A 1,815-nucleotide genomic window follows, 5' to 3' on the forward strand; every position below is an offset into this window, starting at 1 on the left:
AGTCGGTCGTACGGCCTCACCCCACCTTCTCGATCAGGGCCCGGCGGATCAGGAACTTGCCGGGCTCACGGACCTGTTCGAAGGCCGCGTTGTTGAGCAGCGCACAGCTGCCGGAGGCCGAAGTGACCTCCACCGTCGTGGACTTGTTGTTGTCCAGGTTGGTGACCTTCAGCTTCGTGCCGGCCGGGAACTGGTTGCTGGACGCGGCAGGCGCACCGCCCTCACCGGAGAGCGTGACCGTGGAGCCGTTGCACACCTGCTGCCCGGAGGCAGCGGCACCGCCGCCGTTTCCCGCGGGGGCGGACGCGGCGGGCTGCGACGGCTGGACCGACGCCGCGGGCGGCTGCGCCGACTGGGCGGGCTGCGACGGCTGCGCGGTCTGGGAGTCCTGAGCCGACTCCCCGACGGCGCACCCCGACGCCTCCTGCTTCCGCTCGATCTCCGCGACGACTGCCTCGCGGTTGGCGATCCGCGCCTCGGACTGCGCGTCCGGGTCGGCCCGCTGGTCCGCGATGAACTTCTGGTTGTTGCCGAGGGCGGTGGCGAGACCCAGGCAGACCGTCGATTCCGACGCCGACTTGGGGGTCGGCGCGGCGTTCGACGTGCTCGCCATGACGAAGGCCCCGCCTCCCGCCACCGTCGCCGCGCTCACCAGCAGCGCGATCTTCTTCTTCGTGCCGAGAGTTCTCCTGCGCGACATGCGCGCCTCCTGAAGAGGTAGGGGAGCGTACGCCGCTATGTACGAGATACCGAACGAGGCCACTCAGTGGTTACAGGAGTCACTCAAGTGACCTGCGTCACAGCAGGGTTGGTGGCCGGTCGACGCGACGGTCAGCGCGACAGCGCGTCCCGCACGGCCTCGTCGGTGCGGCCGACCACCGCCGTGCCGTCGTCCGCGGTGATGATCGGGCGCTGGATCAGCCTGGGGTGCCCGGCGAGCGCCGTGATCCAGCGGTCGCGCGAACCGGCGTCCCGCGGCCACTCCTTGAGCCCGAGCTCCTCGGCGTCGGGCTCCTGGGTGCGGGTGATGTCCCAGGGCTCGAGACCGAGGCGCTCGAGCACGCCCCGGATCTCGTCCTCGCTGGGCACGTCCTCCAGGTAGCGGCGGACGGTGTAGTCGGCGCCCTCGGCGTCGAGCAGCGTCAGGGCGCTGCGGCACTTCGAACACGCGGGGTTGATCCAGATCTCCATGCGCACACGGTACGTGCCGACCGGCTTGTTCGATTTTCTGACGCCCCACCGGCACCTCGCAGACCCGCCGTGACACCCCGCCAAATCCCTTGCTTACCTGGGCGTTTGTCGAGCCTTGTGGACTCCCGGTTGTCAGTGCCGGGCGGTAAACTGTAAGCAGTGTTCGAGGGTGGCGCCGGGGATGCCGACGTCTTCGGTGAGCCGCCCGACCGCGACAGGAGGATGCCTGTGCCCGCTGCCGCCCTGAAGCCGAAGCCGTTGCCCACCCAGTCCACCGCGAAGCGTCCCGTCCTGCTCGACCTGCCCTGCGCGCCCGTTCAGAAGCGGCCGCTGCCGCCGGGCCGGCCGCGTCAGTGGTACGTGACACACAACCGCCGCCTCAAGGCGATGCGCCTCGCCATCGCCCTGCTCGACTCGGGCGTCTACATGCCGAACCAGGCGCGCAACGAGACGATCCGCGACACGGCCGAAATGATCGGCGTCCACCCGCCGTCGGACACGACGTGCCACATGGTGCGGGCGTTCATGCGGTACGCGCGCTGACCCGCTCCGCTCGGAGCGCCGGGTGCCCCGAACCGCGGGGTGCCCGGCGCTCGCTCATGCCGCCCGGCCGGGCGCCGTGAG

General features: G+C 70.6%; 3 protein-coding genes. 1 reads left to right on the forward strand and 2 read right to left on the reverse strand.

Translation table 11 applies throughout. The features are described from left to right. Positions 1-16: 16 nt before the first annotated feature. Both ABZ281_RS47990 and ABZ281_RS47995 read right to left on the reverse strand, forming a co-directional pair. Complete coding sequence (locus ABZ281_RS47990) at positions 17-700, reverse strand: hypothetical protein (RefSeq protein ID WP_356664996.1); 684 nt, start codon at positions 698-700, stop codon at positions 17-19. 131 nt (positions 701-831) lie between these two features. Further along, positions 832-1,191, reverse strand: coding sequence for an arsenate reductase family protein (locus tag ABZ281_RS47995; protein WP_356664998.1), 360 nt, complete (start codon positions 1,189-1,191; stop codon positions 832-834). 228 nt (positions 1,192-1,419) lie between these two features. On the opposite strand from ABZ281_RS47995, the gene ABZ281_RS48000 reads away from it, so the two are divergent. Further along, positions 1,420-1,734 carry a hypothetical protein gene (locus ABZ281_RS48000; RefSeq protein ID WP_356665000.1) on the forward strand — a complete coding sequence of 105 codons (315 nt, stop codon included), beginning with the start codon at positions 1,420-1,422 and terminating at the stop codon, positions 1,732-1,734. Positions 1,735-1,815 lie beyond the last annotated feature (81 nt).

Origin of the sequence: Streptomyces sp. NPDC006265, from assembly GCF_040613555.1 — a bacterium.
Lineage (GTDB): Bacteria > Actinomycetota > Actinomycetes > Streptomycetales > Streptomycetaceae > Streptomyces.

Coding starts and splice junctions, on each gene's coding strand:
- ABZ281_RS47995 (WP_356664998.1), bottom strand. CDS start 1,191: ATGGAGATCTGGATCAACCCCGCGTGTTCGAAGTGCCGCAGCGCCCTG.
- ABZ281_RS47990 (WP_356664996.1), bottom strand. CDS start 700: ATGTCGCGCAGGAGAACTCTCGGCACGAAGAAGAAGATCGCGCTGCTG.